Origin of the sequence: Cupriavidus consociatus, assembly GCF_017814975.1 — a bacterium.
Lineage (GTDB): Bacteria > Pseudomonadota > Gammaproteobacteria > Burkholderiales > Burkholderiaceae > Cupriavidus > Cupriavidus consociatus.
The window spans coordinates 160,768-179,761 of record NZ_JAGIQA010000002.1 but is presented as its reverse complement, the minus strand read 5'-3'; the positions used below and the strand labels follow the sequence as shown (position 1 = coordinate 179,761).

Genomic DNA, 18,994 nt, shown 5'->3' with positions numbered 1-18,994 from the left:
GATCGGCACTTCGGCACGCTTTCCAGGGGTGATGATGTTTCTGCGCTATCGATGGGGGCGCTGTCCGCCTTGCACTAGAGCGTATATTCCTGAAACTCGCGGCATTCATACGGCTTGCGGGCCACCCACATGACCTTGTTGGCGGCATCCATCAGCGTCGTTGCCACCGTGGCGGAGATGCTGCTGAAATCACCGGGCTTCGGGCTGCGCAATACTCCGTCGGGGAAACCGAAGTCGTCCGCCAGAATGGATCGGATATCGCTCCATTCAATGCCACGGTCCGTCATGGAGCGCAGGGCATGCTCCACGCGATGCTGCCTGTAGAGGCTATCGGGCCTTGTGGCCAGCCCGGGGTCCCGAAGCCTTGTGACTGCCACGGGCGATAGCCAATGATTGGCATGCACGAGCACATCATCCTGAGGAAGCGTCCAATACACGTCGGTGGGTGCAGCTTCAAGGCTTGCGCAACACCCGTCGGTGGTGCTGCTCTGCGCAAGGATCATGTTGCTCGAGCAGTAGCGCCGGGCGTTCCATACGGTTCGCATCGCGTGCGCGAGGTTGGCGGATTCCAGGAGCCGCCGGCGCAAAAGCACTACCGGGACGCCGGGGCCATGCTGATAATCCTCATGGCAGGACAGCGCATTCCCTGTAAGCGACACGCCGTTACTGTTGAAACCGTGCCGCGCCAGGGCACCGGCTTCCGTGAAGGCCAGGATATCGGGGCCATTTTCGGCGCGGATGCGCAGGACGATGCAGGTATCCACGCACTCCTGGCGCCAGTCCCAGTTGTGCGCATGCAGCAGCCGGCCTGTGGCGGAGCGTTTCGGTAATACCACCAGCCCGGTGCAATCGCCGTCTTCGCCGCCGTCTTCCTGTGCCGCGTTGCCGCCGATTGTCGAGAAGCCATACAGCATCTCCGTCCGGCAATTGATGACGACGACGTCTTCGAGCGAAGTACCGGCGCCATGGGCGATGCCGCGCATCTCTTCCAGGTAGGCCGGGTCGAATGCTTCGATTTGCGGAAGCATCGCGCGTGCGAGCCGCTCGATGGAGGCATCGTCCAGGCCGCGACGGCCGAGTTGGGCTCGGTATAGCGCCGCACCGGCAGCGATTCGTTCGGGTACCGCGCCCCCGTGTTGCAGCCCGCGGTCGTATGGCCCGCCGGCCACGTCCACGAGCGGGAAGTATTGCATTTCACGCATTCGAATATCCATCATCCAGCAGTCATGAAGGGGCAGGGACCGTTCAGCCGTGGTCTGCCCAAACGAGGTCTTACTGCGCCGCCAGGTTCAGGGATCTGACCAGCGGGCCCCACTGTTCAGCATCCTGCCGGGTGGATTTCGCGACAGCGGAAGCCGTTTTATCCGCGGGTTCCGCCATGTAGATCCTGCCCAATTTCTGCCGGGATTCAGGATCTGCCCACATCTTCGTGGTGGCCGCATTGAGCTTCTGGATGATGGCGTCGGGCGTTCCCTTTGGCGCAACCAGGCCATACCAGCCGCCGCCCAGCGACTTGGGAATCCCGATTTCAGCCTGCGTAGGGACATCGGGCATTTCGGGAACCCGCTTGTCGGCAAATACGACCAGCGGCTTGACCTTCTTTTCCTTGATAAACGGGATCGCGGAAAAGACCACGGCGCTGGTCAACTGGGTTTCGCCGCCCACAACGGCCAGCAAGGCGGCAGCGCTGCCTTTGTAGGGAACATTGAGAAGATCCACGCCAACATGCCTGGCGAATATCTCCATATTCAAGTGGGTGGAGTTTCCTTTTCCCGCGGTGCTGTAGGAGAACTTCCCCGGCGATGCCTTGGCCAGACGGATCAGATCCGCGATGTTGTTTGCCGGGACGGCGTTATTGGCCAGCAATACTTGCGGAGTGGTGGCGAGAAGGCCGACGCCGGCGAAGCTCTGGTCGGGATCGTAGTTCAGCTTGCCGTACGAGAAACGGTTGAGTGCGAGATTGGACTGGGTGGCGAGCAGGATCGTGTAGCCGTCAGCCGGCTGGGTGGCGACGTATGCCGCCGCGATCGATCCGTTGGCCCCGGCGCGGTTTTCCACCACGACGGTTGCACCCAGGTGACGGGCCACATAATCGCCCCAGATCCGCGCGAGGCCGTCTGCACCCCCGCCGGGCGGCAGCGGCACAATCAGCCGAATCGGTTTCGCCGGAAACGTGTCCTGGGCCAATGCATTGGCTGCCAGGCAGGTGGCGGCCACGGCACCACAGCACGTCAGCGCCTTGAAAACATCCTTCATCTTCAGTCTCCGCGATGCCGGTGCTGCGTTCTGCAACACCGTCTTGTGCGCTAAGTATGGCGCCTGAAAACATCAGTTTTTCATCATATTATTTCTGGTCGACATACCGAATTTGGTATGATTTGCTGGCCTGAGCCGGGACGGGCCGGCCAGGACAGGTGCCGTGCGCCCGCATCCGAGATCGAAAAATGAATCTCCTGTCGCTAAGACGCTTCGACCTGAATCTGCTGGTGGTATTCGAGTCCCTGATGGAGACGGGCAGCGTTACCAAAACCGCGGAAAAACTCGCGCGCACGCAGCCGGGCGTGAGCCGCGATCTTGCCCGGTTGAGGGAAGAACTGTCCGACCCGCTTTTTGTCAGGGTTCGCGGAAAACTGGAGCCCACTGAGCTGGCCCGCACTCTCCGCGATACGGTCAGGCGCGCACTGGAAGCCGTCGACCACGCGCTGGAGGAGGGTGGGGGCTTTCATCCATCCGAATCGGCCCAGGTATTCAAGATCGGCACAACGAGTGCCGTCGAACTCTTGTTGGCCCCCTTGCTGCACAAGTTTCTCGAAACTGAAGCGCCCAACGCGGCCGCCTACTTTTTCCCCGTATATGGGGATGTCACGCCTGTCGAGGAGCTCGAAACGGGCGCCATCGACCTTGCGATTGGCCGCTTCGACCGCCAGGCGCACAACGTGACGTTCTTTCCGCTGTTCGAAGAACGGCGTGTATGTCTGGTGAGGCGCGATCATCCACTCAGCGAGAAGCGGCTGGAGCTGGCCGATCTTGCCGAGATGCGCTTTATCAGCACGATCAATATGCTTGGACGAGACAACGACGTCGACAACCTCCTCAAGGATCATGGATTGCCCAAGCGCAGGTTTCCGATGTATGTCTCGACGCTGTCCCTGGCACCGTTCGCCATGCGCGAGAGCGACGCGGCAATAACCCTGCCGGTGCGTGTTGCGCGGATCCTGGCGAGCCAGTTCGAACTGAGCGTACTGGAATTGCCGGCCGAAGTGCAAAATCGGACGTACTCGATTGCATGGCATTCGCGCTGGGACCCATCGCTGTCGCATCGCTGGATGCGAGACGCAGTCATATCGATGCTCGTCTAATCCGGGAGAAGTCAGCACGCGGCTACCCGGCGTCGACGCGACGACAAGGAAGGTTCACAGCGCTTCTGGCGCAGCGTCGGCCATTCGTACACCGGGTTTGCCGTCGCCCAGCTCACCGGCAAACCGGTGCGGCAGCTACCAATGGGGGTAAGGCAGGAGACTCCTGCCAGATGCACGACTACGTCAGCGCCTATGCTTCTGGTAGGTCCCGATGAGTTCGGCATGGGCCAATATGTGCCCCTGCATCGCCTGTTCAAGTGCCGCCTTGTCCGGCTTGCCGAGCTCTGGCAGCACGACGTCCAAGGCATATAGCTTGTGGAAATACCGGTGCCGGCCAATTGGAGGGCACGGTCCGCCGTAATCGGCACGGTGCCAGTCGTTGAAACCTTCGCGAGCGCCAGGCGGCAAGCTTTGCCGGCTCATGCCTTGTGCAAGCGAGCCGGAACTGGGAGGCAGGTTGTACACGAGCCAATGGACCCATGTCATTTGCGGTGACGCCGGGTCTGGCGCATCCGGATCATCGACAATCAAGACCAGGCTGGCGGTGGAGGGTGGCAACCCTGACCACGCCAGGGGAGGTGACACATCGGCGCCTTCGCACGTGTGCACAGTGGGGATCTCCCCGCCTTGGGCAAACGCGGGGGATGTCAGTATGAGCGGCATCGGTGGCCTCTGCTGGGCAAGTAGCGCTGGTTGATCAAATGTCGAAGTAGAGGTGGAACTCCCAAGGGTGCGGCCGTAACTTCAATGTATCAATCTCGCGTGTGCGCTTGTAGTCAATCCAGGTCCTGAGCAGGTCTTCAGTGAAGACATCTCCCTTTTGCAGGAATGCCGAGTCGGATTCCAGTGCGGATAGGGACTCTTCGAGGGAACCTGGAACCTGCCGGATGCTGGCGGCTTCCTCCGGTGGCAGATCATAGATGTTCTTGTCGAGCGGGTCGCCCGGGTCCGTCTGGTTCTCAATGCCGTCGAGCCCGGCGAGCAGCATTGCCGCGAAGGCGAGGTAGGCATTGGCCGACGGGTCAGGACAGCGAAATTCAACGCGCCTGGCGCCAGGGGAATCCGAAACCATTGGAATCCTGGCGGCGGCAGACCGGTTGCGCTGCGACATGGCCAGGTTGACAGGCGCCTCGTATCCAGGCACCAGTCGCTTGTAGGAGTTTGTGCTCGGCGCGCAGAACGCCATCAGGGCGGGGGCGTGCTTGAGCAAGCCGCCGATGTACCAACGGCATAGCTGCGACGTCTGCGCCCAACCGTTCTCGTCATAGAAGAGGTTCTCGCCGCCGCGCCAGAGGCTCTGGTGGCAATGCATGCCGCTCGCGTTGTCGGCAAACAGCGGCTTGGGCATGAATGTGGCGACCTTGCCGTGGCGGCGTGCAACATTCTTGCAGATGTACTTATACATCATCACGTTGTCCGCCATTCGGGTCAGCGGCGCAAAGCGCATGTCGATTTCATTCTGGCCCGCCGTGGCTACCTCATGGTGATGCACCTCGACCTGGACGCCTGCCTGCATCAGCGCGAGTACGATTTCGGAGCGGATGTCCTGCAGCGTATCGCTTGGCGGCACTGGAAAGTACCCTCCCTTGTAGTTCTGCTTGTAGCCAAGATTGCCTCCGCCATAGGCGCCTTCGTCACGACCCGAGGCCCATTCGCCTTCGGCGGATTCGACGTAGTAGTAGCCAGAGTGCTGGTCCTGCCCGAAGCGAATAGAGTCGAAAATGAAGAACTCCAGTTCGGGGCCAACATAGCAAACCGTAGCCAGGCCGGTTTGCTGGAGGTACAGCTCCGCCTTTCGTGCGATGTAGCGCGGATCGCGCGAATATGGCTGGTGCAGGACAGGGTCCAGTACGTCGCAGATCAGCGCCAGGGTTGGTGCCGTGCAAAACGGGTCGACGAATGCTGTGGCAGGGTCAGGCCTGACCAGCATGTCGGACTCGTGTATTTCCTGGAACCCACGGATGGAAGACCCGTCGAATCCGATGCCGGCGGAGAATAAATCGTCGTTGACTTCCGGCAGCGTGATCGAGAAGTGCTGCCACACGCCAGGCAAGTCGGTGAACCTCAGGTCGACGACCTGGATCGCGTGCTTCCTGATCAGTGCGATGACTTCACCGGGGTTTTGCGGCGCTGCAACCTGAAAACTGCCGGGTTCTATGGAGACCGTGCTCATAACTGCCTCCGTCGTCTGGACCGAAGCACAGTCCAACATTAGTCTGTCAAGTTCCGATTGCAAAGCACCTCACGAACCCGTGCAGCTTTTTCGAAACGGCACTACGTGTGAAAGCCGTGTTCTTATCAGGCAGTTGCCAGAACAAGGAATCCTGGAAGTAAGTGATGTACGACGACCTTTTGGGGGATCCTGGCGATTGCCTGGATCGATTGCTTCGAATCCTTGGCGGCGACATCAACCTTGAGCGCGAGGGCCCACCCCAGCCACACCTCAATCAGGCCAACCTCATCTCCAACTGCCTGGACCACAAATCCATCGTGAAATCCGGCTCCTGGTGATGAATATGCCCGTACAGCCCGGGCTGCGCGCCGATCGCGTCATGCACTGCCTGCGCGGTGATCTGCTGCTCCGCGAACAGGTGGCGGAAATGGCAGGCGACAATGACACCGTCTTCACTCAATGCACCCGCCGCAAGCGCTGCGACCTCGTGCCAGTCGGACTTCGGGAAGTAGTACCCCAGTTCGGAAAACACGATCAGGTCGAACGATCCCTCGGGCCAATGCTGTGGCAGTTCCCCCGTCAGCACCTGCACGTGCGCAAACTCTGCCACGCGTTGCCGCGCCTGCCCGGCCGCGCTGTCGGCCAGCTCCATTGCCACCAGCGCATCGCAGCGCGGCGCCAGTTCGACGGTAAGATGCCCCCCGCCGCAGCCGGGCTCGAACGCGCGTGCAAAGCGTTCGCGCGGCAGCGTGGCCATCAGCAGCGCGCGCTTGCGTGCCTCGTACCAGCGCGTGCCAATGCCCCAGGGATCTTCCTGCCGGCCGTACAGCCGGCTGAAGTAATCGCGATCGACCGGCATGCTCAGTAGCCGTAGTATGGCTGTTGCCGGTAGTAGCCGGACGGCTGCGGGCCGCACGGTACATAGGCGCGGTCGTAGTCGCTGTAGCAATAGCCCGGCGGCACCGCCGGCGCCGCGTATGAGACCGGCGCGGGGGCATAGGTGACCGGCGGCGGCGCCACCGCCACGGGTGCGGCGACTACCGGCGCCGAGGCCAGCGCGGCGCCGAAGGCCAGGCCGACCAGCGCGCCGACGGCGAGCATCGCGCCGGCATTCGACCCGCCATGGTGGCGGCCGCGCGCGGAGGCGGGGCCAGCGGCTACCAGGGCCACGGTCAGCGCGGCCGCGGCGACGATTCGGGTAGAGGGGCGCATGTCGGACTCCTTGGGATGCAGCTTGTGTCCCTGAATGATGGATGCAAACTGCCCGGCAAGGTGTTTCGCCGCAGAGGCCGACTTGTTAGCTTTGTAACAGGGGCTTTTTACCGGACCGGTTTTTAACGGGCTGTAATACACCCGCTCTCACGGACCTGTCCGGAAGCCCTCTCTCAGGGTTTGGGCCGGCCCGCGCGCGCCCGCGCAGGGCGGGCGTACCGATGTCCTGAGCCGGACCAGCGGGGCACAGCGGGCGGCGGACTTATCCCGCCGCGTACGCGCGCTGCGATGCTTCGCCGAACGGCGGCAGGTTCTCCAGCCGCAGCGATTGCGGTTCGGTCAGCGCGATGTCGGCCGCGCGCAACCGCTTGAGGATCTCGAACAGCAGATCGCTGCGCGTATTCGCGGCGATGCGCGGGCTGCTGACGTAGCCCGTCACCGACAGCGTGATGCCGTTGGACGCCAGCTGGCTGAACATGACCGACGGCGCCGGCACGTCCAGGATGGCCTCGTTCTCCTTGTAGACATCGATCAGCAGGTCGCGCAGCTGTTCCGGATCGGTATTGAGCGGGAACGTCAGCTGCAGCGAAGCCACGCCCTGCGTGCTGTTGCTCATGGTCACGTTGCGCACGTTCTGCGAGATCAGCTGCGAATTGGGCACGATCACCGTCGAGCGGTCGCCCAGCTGGATCTCGGTCGCGCGCACGTTGATGCGGCGGATGTCGCCCTCCACGCCGGCCAGGCTGACCATGTCGCCGACCTTGACCGGGCGCTCGGTCAGCAGGATCAGGCCCGAGACAAAATTCTTCACGATCTCCTGCAGGCCAAAGCCGATGCCCACCGACAGTGCGCTGACGATCCACGCCAGGTTGTCCCAGCGCACGCCCAGCAGCGACAGCGTCAGCAGCACCAGCAGCACATAGCCGACATTGCTGAACAGCGTGATCAGCGACGCGCGCAGCCCCGGCTCCTTGCACACCTTGGGCAGCAGCTCCGCATCGAGCCAGCGCCGTACCGAACGCAGCAGCCAGATGCCCACGCCGAGCGCCAGCACCGCGTTCAGGATGCGGTCCGGCATGATGTTCAGGCTGCGCAGCTTCTCGCCGCCCAGCACCGTCAGCAGGCTGTTGAGCAGGTCCGCCGGCGTGGTGCCGAAGCCGCCGGTCAGCAGCGCCACCACGGCGACCAGCAGCAGCACGCTGGCGCCGATGCCCGACAGGATGGTCGAGGCCTGCTCCAGGTGCGAATCGTCGACGCCGAACAGCTGCTTGATGACGCGGCCGCTGGCGTGGTTGGTCGACAGCACGGCCTCGCAGACATCGCGCGTGACCTGCGTCAGCAGGTACAGGCTGCACAGCACGATGTCGAACCAGACCAGCTCATAGGTCAGGAAGCGCGCGAAGCTGATATAGCCGGCCAGCAGCGCGACCATCGACACGATCACCAGCACGGTCACGGCGGCGTGGATCATGCCGGCCAGCGTGGCGCGCGCCTCGGGGCGTTCGCCCGCGGCGGCGAGTTCATTGCGCACGCGGTTGGCGCGCAGCAGCGCCGCGCCGATGGTCAGCACCACCACGAGGGATACCAGCCCGCGGCCCAGCAGCGTGACCTGCACGGTGGTGTCGGCGATGCGGTTGATCTGCTCGAGCGTGCCGGCCAGCAGCAACAGGCCGGCCAGCACCGCGGGGAAGGGCTTCATCGCCAGCGCAACCGGGTCGGCCAGCGCGGGCAGGCGCCAGCTGGGATGCCGCGTGCATAGCAGCGCGCGCCCCAGCCCGACGATCAGCGCGCTGGTCAGCGTCAGCTTGACCAGCTGCGCGTAGAGCGCCATCACGTCGGGCGGCAATTCATAGTTGCGAGCAAAGGCGTGGTACACCAGCTGCACCGCGAGACCGGTGGTGCAGACCGTTGCCAGCGTGGTCGCCAGCGCCAGCGCGCTGCGGCGCAGGCGCGTCTCGGGCAGCCGGGTCAGGCAGAACCATGCCAGCGCGCGCTCCGCAAGGCGCCGTCCCAGCGTCCACACCGCCAGCGCGAGCAGCAGCAGCGCCACCGTGGCCGCGCGCTGCGACGGCTGCCACGCCAGCTGCAGCATCGGCACCACCTGGTCGCGGAAGCCGTCCAGGCGCGCCTGGTCTTCCGGCGGCGGGCTGAACAGCGGCTGCCAGAACTGCGGGTTCAGGATGCTTTCCGAGCGCAGCGCGAGCTGGTCTTTCAGGTGGCCGCGCTCCAGCCGGCCCAGCTGCTCGCTGAGATTGGCGATGTTCTCCTTGCTTTCGGCGGCCTGCTTCAGATGAGAATCGAGTTGCGTGCGGCGCGCATTGAGTTCGGCACGCTGCTTTACCACGGCGGGCGCTTCCTTGGTGGTGCCATCGGCGGGCGGCGGTCCGAGCACGTCGAGCTGCGCCTGCAGCTGGGCGCGCTGCGGCGTCAACGCCGCGCCCAGCTTGTCGACGTCGGCGTCGAGCCGCTGCAGCGTTTCCTGCAGGTCGTGCAGCCTGGTATTGCCGTCGGGGTCAGAGGCCTGCTGCTTGACGCTGTCCTGCTCCGTCTGCAGGCGCTTGAGTTCGGCGGTGGCCTCGGCGTGGCTCAGTGCGGGCGCTTGCGCGGCGGCCTCGGCTTCCGATGCGGTCTCTGCGGCATGGACGGCAGGCAGTGTAGCCGGCATCAGGTGGCATAGGGCAGCGAGCGCAAGGCCCAGTACGAGCCGTGAAGCTTTGCTCATGGAGGATTCTCGTCGGATGGTGACGGCTTGCGGCGCTCCGGCGGCAGGTGGAAATGGCAAGGCACGGTGCGGGCAGGGCCACATGGTGCTGCGTCGCGATTCCGCTGCGGAACGGCCGGGACACCGGCGATGAACACGGGAAGGGAGGGCTGCGTGCAGTCCATCCGCTTCGGCGAATCTGGGTCAGCCACGAGAAAGGCCTGCGGGCGAAGCCGCAAGCCGGCAATGCGTGGCACGGGTCGTGCTGACCGATCGCGGCGGGTCCATTTTCCGGAGCCGCCGCGGCTCGCGCCATTATACGAAAGCGTTCAGGTCACATGCCCCGCGCAAGCGGCGCCTGGGGCACCGGCGGGCAGAATTTTGCGCCACGGAGCACGCGCGGCGACAAGGCGGGGCGGCATGCTCGCCACAATCGCATTACCATCACGGTTTTCTCGGGCCGGCAAGCGGCTTGCCCGACATTGCAAGGAGCATTCATGGGAGGACCGTCTGCCACGGAAACGGCGCACCTGGCCGGCGCCGCCGGGCCGATCGAGATGCTGGTCGACCGTCCCGCCGGCACGGCGCGCGGGATCGCAGTGGTGTCGCATCCGCACCCGCTGCTGGGCGGCTCGGCCACACACAAGGTGCCGCACCAGCTGGCCAAGGCGCTGCTGGCGCGCGGCTTCCTCACCGTGCGGCCCAATTTCCGCGGCGTGGCCGGCTCGGGCGGCGAGCACGACCAGGGCCGCGGCGAAACCGACGACATGCTGGCCGTGGTGGCGCAGCTGCGCGACGACCACCCCGGCCTGCCGCTGGCGCTGGCGGGTTTTTCGTTCGGGGCGTTCGTGATGGCGCAGGTGGCCGCCACGCTGGCCGCGCAGGGCGTGCCGATCCGCCACCTCGTGCTGGCCGGCCTGCCCTATGGCATGGTCAAGGCCCATCGCAGCTATGACACGCCGGCCGTGCCCGCCGATTGCCTGGTGGTGCATGGCGAGCGCGACGAGCGCGCGGAACTGCCGGCGCTGTTCGACTGGGCCCGCCCGCAGGCGCTGCCGGTGGTGGTGGTACCGGGCGCGGATCATTTCTTTACCGGCAAGCTGCCGTTGCTGGTGCGCATCGTCGGCCAGTACCTCGACCGGCCCGACGGGGATGGACCAGGCGCATGACGTTGTTGCGCATCGTGTAAAAACTGCGTCCCGCGGCGCTGCCCCGGGGCGCGATGCGGCGCGCAACGGGCCAAGGGCATGTTTTGTGCTACCGATATCAGGCTAGGACGTCAGATCGGAGGCAATCCATGAAAGACTACCCACCGTCGGAAATTCGGGAAACCTGGCGCCACCGCGGCTACGCCGACCCCGACGATACCCGCCAGGCACGCCACTGGCGCAGCGGCGACACCGGTGGCTCGCCGCATGGCTATGGCGAGGCCCGCTATGGCCTGGAGGATGAAGATGACGAGCGGCCCACGCGCCCTTCGCGCTGGGCCACGCAAGCGGGCTCGCGCCGCATGCCCAAGGGCTACCAGCGCACCGACGCCCGCATTCGCGATGACCTGTGCGAACGGCTCGCACACGCCGATGACGATGTCTCGGATGTCACCGTCGATGTCGGCTCGGGCATCGTCACGCTGGCCGGCACCGTCCGCGACCGCGACGCCAAGTTCCGTATCGAGCAAATGGCCGAGGATGTGCTCGGCGTCAGTGAAGTGCGCAACAACATCCAGATGGCGCGGCCGGGCAGCGCCGGAAGCGGCGGCAATGGCGGAATCGGCGAGCGTGCCGGCGGCGCAGTGCGCGGCGAGGATCGGGATCAGGGGCGGGATCAGGGCCGGGGTCAGGATCCTGGACAGCAGCGGGTCGGCCAGTCCACCGGCCAGCACCGGCAGGTCGGCTCCCCGGCCGGCGACGTGCTGTACATCGTGCAAGGCTGGGACGGGCGCTTTCTCGCCAACGAGCGCGGCGAGGCGGTGATGGTGAGGTCGATCGCGCAGGCTGGCCTGTTCGACGATGCCGATGTGGCCCGCGCCGCTGCCGCGGAGCACTGCGGACGCGGCTACCGCCTGCTGGCCACGCGCCGCTAGCGTGCCTGCGCACGCAAGTCTGTGCGCAAGGCCACGCCGGTGTTATCGTGAGGGCCCACGGCAAGCACTGCCGCCACCGGGCCCCACATCATGCATGAAGCCAGCATTCTCCGGCCGCCGCACGCGGCGGTCGGCCAATCGTTGTCAGCGTTGTCCACGCCTGCGCTGCTGATCGAACTCGATGCCTTTGAAGCCAACCTGGCGCGCATGGCGGAACTTGCCGAACGCACCGGGGTAGCGCTGCGCCCGCATGCCAAGGCGCACAAGTCCGTGGCGATCGCGCAGCGGCAGATCGATGCCGGCGCGGTTGGCATCTGCTGCCAGAAGCTGTCCGAGGCGTATCCCTTTGCCGCGGCCGGTATTGCCAGCATCCACCTTAGCAATGAGTTCGTCGGCGCCGACAAGGCCGCGATGGCGGCCGAACTGGCGCGCCACACGCGCTTGTCGATCTGCGTGGACGATGTGCGTCAGGTCAGCGAGATCGGCGCCGCCGCGGGGCGCGCCGGCGTGCGCATCGCGGTGTTGCCGGAGGTGGACGTGGGGCAGGGCCGCTGCGGCGTGGACAGCGACGAGGCCTTGCTGGCGCTGGTCGATGCGATCGACGCTGAAGCCGCACTGTATTTCGGCGGCCTGCAGGGCTATCACGGCGGCATCCAGCATATCGAGGCCTGGGCGCAGCGGCGCGAGGCCGCGCAGCGCGCGGCCGAGGCCACCGCGGGCTACCTGCGCGCGCTGGAGCGGCGCGGGCTGCGTTGCCCGGTGGTGACCGGCGGCGGTACCGGCACCGCCGAGTTCGATCTGGAGAGCGGCGTCTACACCGAAATCCAGCCGGGCTCGTACCTGTTTCTCGACGGCCATTACGGCTCGCTCGAATGGGAAGGCGCGCTGCGGCCGCTTCATTCCCTGTTCGTGGCATCGACCGTGATGAGTGCGGCGCGCGCCGGCGTGGCCGTGTGCGATGTCGGCCTGAAGTCGGTCGCAGTCGATTCCGGCCTGCCGCACGTGTGGCCGCGCGATGCCGACGGCGCGCTGGAGTACGTTGCCGCCAACGACGAGCATGGCGTGCTGACGGTGACCGACGCCGACAGCCGCGACCTGCTGGGCGAGCGGCTGTGGCTGGTGCCGGGCCATTGCGATCCCACCGCCAACCTGCACGATGCCTACGCCTGCGTGCGCGGCGAGCGTGTGGAAGCGGTATGGGCCATCGAGGCGCGCGGGCTCAGCCGATGAAGTTCACCTGGTTCGCCTGGTTCGCCTGGTTCGCCTGGCCCAGCGGGCTTAATCGACTGGCTTAATCGACTGGCCGGCGCGCTCAGCGCGCCGGCGCGTTGCCTTCGCGCGGCAGCCCGGCGCCCGCACGCCGCTCGATCAACGCCACCGACAGCGCTGACACCAGCCCGGCAAAGGTCACGTAGGCGCAGATCTGCCACGGCTTGCCGCCGCCCGACTTGAGCAGCGCGGTGGCAATGATCGGCGTGATGCCCGAAGCAAAGATGCCGGAGAACTGGTAGACGAAGGAGATACCGGTATAGCGCACGCGCGCATCGAACAGCTCGCAGAACAGCGCGGCTTCGGGCCCGTACACCGCGGCATAGAAAATGCCGAAGGGCACCACGATCGACAGCCACAGCAGCATCATGCTCTGCCCGCTGTTCAGCATCAGCCAGAACGCCGGGAATGCCGACAGCGCCGTGATCAGCGAACCCCGGAAGTACACCCGCGTGCGGCCGATGCGGTCGGACAGGTGGCCGAAGAACGGGATGAAGAAACACATCGCGATCGCGGCGGCCATCACGCCCACCAGCGCTTCGGTGCGGCTGATATTGACGGTCTGCGTCAGGTAGCTGATCGAAAACACGCCGAAGATATTGAAGAACACACCGTCGATATAGCGCGCGCCCATGCCCTTGAGGATATTGCCCGGGTAGCGGCGCATCATGTCGAGGAAGGGGATGCGGGTTTGCGCATTGCGCTGCTTGACGCGGGCGAACTCGGGTGTCTCCCTCACGTTCAGGCGGATATACATGCCGACGAACACCATCCCCGCCGAGATCAGGAAGGCGACGCGCCAGCCCCACGACAGGAACTGCGCATCGGTCAGCGTCAGCGACAGCAGCGCCACCACGCCCGAGGCCAGGCACAGCCCGATCGCCAGCCCGATCTGCGGCAGCGAGGCATAGAAGCCACGCCGCTCCGGCGGCGCATATTCGTACGCCATCAGCACCGCGCCGCCCCATTCGCCGCCCAGGCCGATGCCTTGCAGCACGCGCAACAGCAACAGCAGGATCGGCGCGGCGATGCCAATGCTTTCATAGGTGGGCACCAGTCCGATCAGGAAGGTCGACACGCCCATGATCATCAGCGTGATCACCAGCATGCTCTTGCGGCCGACCTTGTCGCCGAAGTGGCCGAAGATCACGCCGCCCAGCGGCCGCGTGACAAAGCCGACCGCAAAGGTGGTGTAGGCCAGCATGGTGGCGACCAGCGGGTCGTCACCGGGAAAGTACAGCTTGTTGAAGACCAGGCCGGCGACCACGCCGTACAGGAAGAAGTCATACCATTCGATGGTGGCGCCGATCACCGACGCCAGCGCTACCTTGCGCACCGCCTGTTCATTGGGGCTTGTCATTGCTGTCTCCTCTGGTGGTGGGAGGCGTCCGCTTTAATCGTCATCTTCGTCGTATTGGACGCCGCGTGCACTGCAGGGTCGGCCTTTGTCGTTGTCAGCGCCGGCCGTGGCGCTTGTCGAAAAACGTCAGGCGACCGCCGCCACTGGCACGCGCTCGGCGATTTCCGCCGACAGCGGCTCGCGCCGCGCATCCTCGCGGATAAAGTCGGCGGCACGCTCGGCCATCATCACCACGGGTACGTTGGTGTTGCCCGACACCAGCGTCGGCATCACCGAGCAGTCGACCACGCGCAGGCCGCCCACGCCATGCACGCGCAGGCGCGCGTCGACCACGGCGAGCGGATCGTGCGCGGGGCCCATCCTGGCGGTGCCCGACGGGTGGAAGATGGTGGCGCCGTACTCGCGGCAGAAGTGCAGGATCTCGTCGTCGCTCTGCACCGCATCGCCGGGGCGGAATTCGCGCTGCATCAGCCCGCGCATCGGTTCTGCCTGCGCCACGCGGCGCGCGTAGCGGATCGCGGCGATGGTGCAGCGACGGTCCAGCTCGGCCGACAGGTAATTGGGCTGCATCGAAGGCGCCTCGAACGGATCGGTGCTGCGGATGCGCACCGTGCCGCGCGAGGCCGGCCGCAGCTGGCAGACCGAATAGGTGCAGCCCGAGAACGGATGCACGCTGCCGCCGGCCATGTCCGCGGACAGGGTGGCGAAATGGAACTGCGTATCGGGCGTGGCGCTTTGCGGCAATGCGCGGCAGAACATGGCGCCCTGGTTGATGCCGATCGCCAGCGGCCCCCTGCGCATCAGCAGCCATTCCAGCCCCATGCGCGCCTTGCCCGCCAGCGAGCGCAGCTGGTCGTTGGTGGTGATGGGCCGCGCCACCTCGTAGATCAGGCGGACCTGCAGGTGGTCCTGCAGGTTCTCGCCGACGCCCGGCAGCGCCTGCACCACCGGCACGCCCAGCTCCCGCAGCAGCGGGGCGGGGCCGATGCCAGACAACTGCAGCAGCTGCGGCGACTGCAACGCGCCGGCGCACAGGATCACCTCGCGGCGCGCCCGCAGGATATAAGGCTGGCCGTCCTTGACGTAGCGCACGCCCACCGCGCGCTTGCCCTCGAACAGCACGGCGGTGGTGTGGGCATCGGTCTCGACGCGCAGGTTGGCACGAGTGCGTGCCGGCCGCAGGTACGCCACCGCGGTGGAGCAGCGCCAGCCGTTGCGCGTGGTGAGCTGGTAGTAGCCCACGCCCTCCTGGTCGCCCTCGTTGAAATCGGTCTTGCGCGGCAGGCCCAGCACCTGCCCGGCTTCGATGAAGGCATCCACCAGCGGGTGCCGCCGGTCGATCGAGGTGGCGTTCAGCGGGCCCGTGGTGCCGCGCGTCGGGCCGGCGCCGAGGTCGTTGTTCTCGAGCTTGCGGAAGTAGGGCAGGCAGGCGTCCCATTCCCAGCCGGGGTTGCCCAGTGCGGCCCAGTGGTCGTAGTCCTGGCGCTGGCCGCGCACGTAGATCAGGCCGTTGATGGCGCTGCTGCCGCCCAGCGTGCGCCCGCGCGGCCAGTAGATGCGGCGGTTCAGCATGTTTGGGTCGGGATCGGTATAGAAGCCCCAGTTCACTTCCTTGTGGAACATGGTCTTGCCGTAGCCGATCGGGATATGGATCCACGGGTAGCGGTCCGGCGGGCCGGCCTCGAGCAGGCAGACCGAATGGCGGCCGTCCTCGCTGAGCCGGTTGGCCAGCACACAGCCGGCCGAGCCGGCGCCTACCACGATGTAGTCAACGCTTTGCGACATCGTCGCTGTCTCCTTTGATGGCCGGCGAACTGGTTTGTTGCTCCGGCACCGATCTATAATCTGAAACGTTCTGTTCCGGATTTTATTTTTCAAAAGTGGAATGGAAAGCCCAATCGCGAGGAGACGCCGGTTGTGAAACAGAACGTGTCAATCCCGTTTCAGAATCGCAGTGCAGCAGAGGCCGCCAGCGGTGCGCTGGCCACAGGCCTGGCCACCGACGCGGGCGCTCCCGCTGCCGGCGATGACGATGCCCGCAGCCTGCGCGCGCTCACGGTGCTGGCCAGCCTGGCCCGCGCCCAGCATCCGCAGACCCTGTCGCAGCTGGCGCAGCGGCTGCATGTGCCCAAGGCAACGCTGATGCGGCTGCTGGCCGCGATGGAGCGCGCCGGCTTCGTGGTCAGGATGCCGGCCGAGCGCGGCTTCGTGCCCGGGCCCGGCGCCAGCGCACTGGCATTGCAGACGCTGCGCAGCCCGCCCGTGCTGCGCGAGTGCCGCGCGATCCTGGCCCGGCTGGTGGCGAACCTGGGCGAAACCTGCAACCTGACCGCGCTGGACGGCGACCGCGTGCTGTACGTGGAGCGTGTCGAGACGCACGAGCCGTTGCGGCTGCAGCTGTCGCCGGGTATCCACGTGCCGCTGCATTGCACCGCCAGTGGCAAGCTGTTCCTGGCGGCGATGAGCCGGCTGGAGCGGCGCCAGATGCTCGGGCGCCTCGCGCTGACGCGCAACACGCCACGCACCTTGTCGGACCTGGCGTCGCTGGAGGCGGAACTGGACCGGCTGGGCACGCGCGCGATCGGCGTCGACCATGAGGAATTCGTGCGCGGCATGTGCGCGGTGGCGGTGCCGGTACTGGAGCCCGTGCCGAAGTCGGGGGCGGGGGCGGGGGCGGGGCCGGGATCGGAGGTGGGGCCGAAGCCGGCGCGGCGTCAGGTGGTGGCCGCCATCGCCTGCCACGCGCCGACGGCGCGTGTGTCGATGGATGCCTTGCTCAAGGCGGTGCCGATGCTGCAGGGTGCCGCCGACGAGATGGCGCGGGTACTCTGCGCGCCATAGCGGGTCACGCGCCTTGCCGGGCAAAGCGCTTACACTGGGAAGCCCCGCATCGCCCAGCCCGCTGATTTTGCCTCGTACCCGATCCACCAGGCTTGACCGGCTCCTCGCCGACATTGCCGCCTGCCGCGCCTGCGCCTTGCCGCATGAGCCCAGGCCGGTGGTGCAGGCCGGCGCCCATGCGCGCCTGCTGATCGTCGGCCAGGCGCCGGGACGGCGCGTGCATGAAACCGGCATCCCCTGGAATGACCCGTCCGGCGACCTGCTGCGCACCTGGCTGCAGCTGACGCCGGAGCAGTTCTATGACGCCGGCAAGGTGGCGATCGTGCCGATGGGGCTGTGCTATCCGGGCAAGGGTGCCAGCGGCGACCTGCCACCGCGGCGCGAATGCGCGCCGCTGTGGCATGCGCCGCTGCTGGCGTCCATGCCGGATATCCGGCTGACGCTGCTGGTCGGCCGTCACGCACAGGCCTGCTACCTCGGCAGCCGGGCCGGGGCGACGCTGGCCGATACCGTCGCCGCCTGCGCCGACTACCTGCCAGCATTCTTCCCGCTGCCGCACCCCAGCCCGCGCAACCGCTTCTGGCTGCGGCGCCACCCGTGGTTCGACACCGACGTGCTGCCGCGGCTGCGGCAGCAGGTGGCGCTGGCGCTATCCGGCTGATGCCGCTCAGCAGTCCTTGTGCGGGAAGCGGATGTCGAACTCCGTGAACTCGTGCTCGACGGAACGGCAACTGATGCCTGCCCCCCAGCTGGTCAGCACGTTCTGGCAGAACGCCAGCCCGATGCCGGTGCCACGGTGCGCCGGGTAGGAGAAGAAGGGCTGGAACATGCGCGCCAGCACCTTCGGCGGCACCCCGGTCGCGGTGTCGCGGAAGGTGACGTGCACACCGTCCGGCCGCACCTCGCAGTGGATCCGGATGTCACCCTTGCCGGCGCGCTTGATCGCTTCGAGCGCGTTCTTCAGCAGGTTGGTCATGACCAGCCCGAACAGCTGCGCGTTGCCGAGCACGCGCACCGGGCCGGGCAGATCGAACGTGACGATGTCGCGGCCAGGGTTGTCGAACGGAAACCGGGCGATGGTGTCGCGGATCACGCCCCCCAGATCGAACAGCTCGCGCGTGGCCTTTTCCGGATTCTTGGAGTTGGCCACCAGCAGTTCGATGCTGTTGCTGATGTGCGCGATGTCGGACTCCATGCGCGCCGCCGCCTGCATCAGCCCCTCGCGGCGCGGCGCGTCCTGGTCCAGCGCTGCCGGCAGCCGTGCCTTGAGGCCGCTCGCGCTGATGCTCAGGCTGGTCAGCGGTGTACGCAGCTCATGCGCGACGGTGGCCAGCGCCGCCGCCATGCCGCGCCGCTTCTGCTCGACCAGCAACTGGCGGTCGAGCTTGATCACCACCAGCACCGAGATCACGAAGCCGATGATCGGCAACTGCAGCAGCACCGGCTCCCACGGGATGCCGCCCATGGAGTTGCCGGCCAGCACGAACAGCGCCACCGCGGCGGCCGCGCCGGACAGCAGCGAGATGGTCGCGAAGGCCGTATTGAAGTGATAGAGGATCACCACGGCAATGATGACCGACTCCGCCCAGGCCATCGACCCGCCGTTCTCCAGGTACAGGAAGATGAAGGCGAACGGCATGCCCACCGTGATCGCAAACAGCGCATACGGCGGCAGCCAGCGCCGGTGCGAGAACGCCCTCGCAAACAGCAGCGGCACGAACAGCGCGGTGCAGACCAGGCGCAGCCACAGGTTCTCGTAGGGCTGCGGGAACACGTACGACCAGATCAGGTAGTAGAGCGGGTGGCCGATGACCCCCAGCGCGCCCACCATCTGGATCCGCCGCAGGCGGATGACGCTTTCCTCGTCGAGCAGGATGGCCCGTGCCGCGGTATCGAACACCGACTGCCAGGTCCGGCGGGCGAGGCCGGCAAGTCCTGACAGGCCGGCGCGGTGCTTGCGGCCGCCCGGGTCGGCCAACTCTGCTTCCATCTCCAA

At 66.2% G+C, this 18,994-nt stretch carries 16 protein-coding genes; 6 read left to right on the top strand and 10 right to left on the bottom strand.

What is annotated here, in order from left to right; genetic code table 11:
* Positions 1–74: 74 nt before the first annotated feature.
* On the bottom strand, positions 75–1,202 hold the full coding sequence (locus J8I82_RS03955) for a C45 family autoproteolytic acyltransferase/hydrolase (RefSeq protein WP_209754611.1): 1,128 nt from the start codon (positions 1,200–1,202) through the stop codon (positions 75–77).
* 70 nt (positions 1,203–1,272) lie between these two features.
* Positions 1,273–2,256 carry a Bug family tripartite tricarboxylate transporter substrate binding protein gene (locus J8I82_RS03950; protein WP_209754609.1) on the bottom strand — a complete coding sequence of 328 codons (984 nt, stop codon included), beginning with the start codon at positions 2,254–2,256 and terminating at the stop codon, positions 1,273–1,275.
* 188 nt (positions 2,257–2,444) lie between these two features.
* Between J8I82_RS03950 and J8I82_RS03945 the strand changes: the two genes are divergently transcribed.
* Positions 2,445–3,359: a LysR family transcriptional regulator gene (locus J8I82_RS03945; RefSeq protein WP_209754608.1), complete on the top strand. Its 915-nt coding sequence runs from the start codon at positions 2,445–2,447 to the stop codon at positions 3,357–3,359.
* Positions 3,360–3,542: 183 nt separating this feature from the next.
* Here the strand turns inward: J8I82_RS03945 and J8I82_RS03940 are convergent, their stop codons facing one another.
* The 5 genes from J8I82_RS03940 to J8I82_RS03920 form a co-directional block, all read right to left on the bottom strand.
* Positions 3,543–4,022, bottom strand: a complete 480-nt coding sequence (locus J8I82_RS03940; protein WP_209754607.1) for a YbhB/YbcL family Raf kinase inhibitor-like protein — start codon at positions 4,020–4,022, stop codon at positions 3,543–3,545.
* 34 nt (positions 4,023–4,056) lie between these two features.
* The gene (glnA, locus tag J8I82_RS03935) at positions 4,057–5,532 is read right to left on the bottom strand and encodes a type I glutamate--ammonia ligase (protein WP_209754606.1); all 1,476 of its coding nucleotides are present in this window, start codon (positions 5,530–5,532) and stop codon (positions 4,057–4,059) included.
* Between the two features lie 274 nt (positions 5,533–5,806).
* Positions 5,807–6,391 (bottom strand): class I SAM-dependent methyltransferase, encoded by a 585-nt coding sequence (locus tag J8I82_RS03930; protein WP_209754605.1) that lies wholly within the window; start codon positions 6,389–6,391, stop codon positions 5,807–5,809.
* 2 nt (positions 6,392–6,393) lie between these two features.
* Complete coding sequence (locus J8I82_RS03925) at positions 6,394–6,744, bottom strand: mechanosensitive ion channel protein MscS (protein ID WP_209754604.1); 351 nt, start codon at positions 6,742–6,744, stop codon at positions 6,394–6,396.
* A 262-nt stretch (positions 6,745–7,006) separates the two neighbouring features.
* Complete coding sequence (locus tag J8I82_RS03920; protein ID WP_209754603.1) at positions 7,007–9,466, bottom strand: DUF3772 domain-containing protein; 2,460 nt, start codon at positions 9,464–9,466, stop codon at positions 7,007–7,009.
* Between the two features lie 476 nt (positions 9,467–9,942).
* Between J8I82_RS03920 and J8I82_RS03915 the strand changes: the two genes are divergently transcribed.
* The 3 genes from J8I82_RS03915 (at position 9,943) to J8I82_RS03905 (ending at position 12,758) form a co-directional block, all read left to right on the top strand.
* Positions 9,943–10,614 carry an alpha/beta hydrolase gene (locus J8I82_RS03915; RefSeq protein ID WP_209754600.1) on the top strand — a complete coding sequence of 224 codons (672 nt, stop codon included), beginning with the start codon at positions 9,943–9,945 and terminating at the stop codon, positions 10,612–10,614.
* A 128-nt stretch (positions 10,615–10,742) separates the two neighbouring features.
* Entirely contained in the window at positions 10,743–11,528 is a 786-nt protein-coding gene (locus J8I82_RS03910) for a BON domain-containing protein (RefSeq protein WP_209754598.1), read from the top strand.
* 90 nt (positions 11,529–11,618) lie between these two features.
* Positions 11,619–12,758, top strand: a complete 1,140-nt coding sequence (locus J8I82_RS03905; RefSeq protein WP_209754596.1) for a DSD1 family PLP-dependent enzyme — start codon at positions 11,619–11,621, stop codon at positions 12,756–12,758.
* An 82-nt stretch (positions 12,759–12,840) separates the two neighbouring features.
* On the opposite strand, the gene J8I82_RS03900 is transcribed toward J8I82_RS03905, so the two are convergent.
* Together J8I82_RS03900 and J8I82_RS03895 are read right to left on the bottom strand one after the other, a co-directional pair.
* Positions 12,841–14,157, bottom strand: coding sequence for an MFS transporter (locus J8I82_RS03900; RefSeq protein WP_209754594.1), 1,317 nt, complete (start codon positions 14,155–14,157; stop codon positions 12,841–12,843).
* 126 nt (positions 14,158–14,283) lie between these two features.
* Positions 14,284–15,942, bottom strand: a complete 1,659-nt coding sequence (locus tag J8I82_RS03895; protein WP_209754592.1) for a GMC family oxidoreductase — start codon at positions 15,940–15,942, stop codon at positions 14,284–14,286.
* Positions 15,943–16,074: 132 nt separating this feature from the next.
* Here J8I82_RS03895 and J8I82_RS03890 point away from each other — a divergent pair, with 132 nt between their 5' ends.
* Both J8I82_RS03890 and J8I82_RS03885 read left to right on the top strand, forming a co-directional pair.
* Positions 16,075–16,998: an IclR family transcriptional regulator gene (locus J8I82_RS03890; RefSeq protein ID WP_209754589.1), complete on the top strand. Its 924-nt coding sequence runs from the start codon at positions 16,075–16,077 to the stop codon at positions 16,996–16,998.
* A gap of 67 nt (positions 16,999–17,065) precedes the next feature.
* The gene (locus J8I82_RS03885) at positions 17,066–17,659 is read left to right on the top strand and encodes a uracil-DNA glycosylase family protein (protein WP_245179383.1); all 594 of its coding nucleotides are present in this window, start codon (positions 17,066–17,068) and stop codon (positions 17,657–17,659) included.
* A gap of 6 nt (positions 17,660–17,665) precedes the next feature.
* Here J8I82_RS03885 and J8I82_RS03880 read toward each other — a convergent pair whose 3' ends face one another.
* Positions 17,666–18,988 carry a sensor histidine kinase gene (locus J8I82_RS03880; RefSeq protein WP_209754585.1) on the bottom strand — a complete coding sequence of 441 codons (1,323 nt, stop codon included), beginning with the start codon at positions 18,986–18,988 and terminating at the stop codon, positions 17,666–17,668.
* Between the last annotated feature and the right edge of the window lie 6 nt (positions 18,989–18,994).